The 756-nt window shown below is 41.8% G+C and carries 1 protein-coding gene; it reads right to left on the bottom strand.

What is annotated here, in order from left to right:
* Positions 1-714 (bottom strand): diguanylate cyclase (locus R7Z49_RS24590; RefSeq protein WP_318112315.1); only part of this gene is annotated, 714 nt, incomplete at its 3' end.
* Positions 715-756 lie beyond the last annotated feature (42 nt).

The raw sequence follows: 756 nt of genomic DNA, 5'->3' as shown, positions 1-756 counted from the left end.
ATCTCCGGCGTCGTGACCGAATTCATCATTCACGGCTTTAAAACCATCAAGATCGATGTACAACAGAGTAAACGGTTGGGCACGTTGAATCTGTTGTTCGATCAGGTGATTGCCTTTAAAGCGGGAATAGCACCCAGTGAGCTCGTCGATTTCGAGCAATCGCTCAAGCTTTTCCACCTGTTCATATTGTTTTTGCCAAATGCCATGCCAATAGCACTCGATAGAGCGTAGCCCTTTGTAAATAAACAGGTTGAACAAAAATAAAAACGTACTTTGAATGAAAAATTCTTTTAAAGCGTTGAGTTTAAAAGGGTCATTCCCTGCCGTTATCAAATCAATGTAAAAGCAAAAAGTCATTGATAAGGCGTAGGTAAAGAACGACCAAAAAACACCGAACTCAACCATGGTCAAAAGTAGGTTGATCGTCACCAGCGACGAAAAAAGAAAATGTCCGCCTAAGAAAAAGTACAGGTAAAAAGTGAGGGTGTAACCGAGGATTAGGGCAATGACGACAGATTGATGTTTTTGCTCGAGCGTGAAAGTTCGACTTGCCCAAAGGTAAGTAAAACAAGTGATCGCGGATAACACGTAAGGAAGGTATACAACAAGATTAACCCCTCTGATTGCACAAGCGAATAGGGTAAAAATAATCCCCAAACTTGTAGAGCGCATGTAGTAGCGCGTAAAAATTTTGGTGAACTGCGTTCTGTCCATCGTTATGTCTCTTAGGAACAGCAAATAATGGGCAGTCAGGGA

It is taken from the genome of Vibrio sp. 1562 (genome assembly GCF_033340155.1).
In the GTDB taxonomy this organism is placed as follows: Bacteria; Pseudomonadota; Gammaproteobacteria; order Enterobacterales; family Vibrionaceae; genus Vibrio; species Vibrio alginolyticus.
This window is presented reverse-complemented; position numbering and strand designations above follow the sequence as displayed.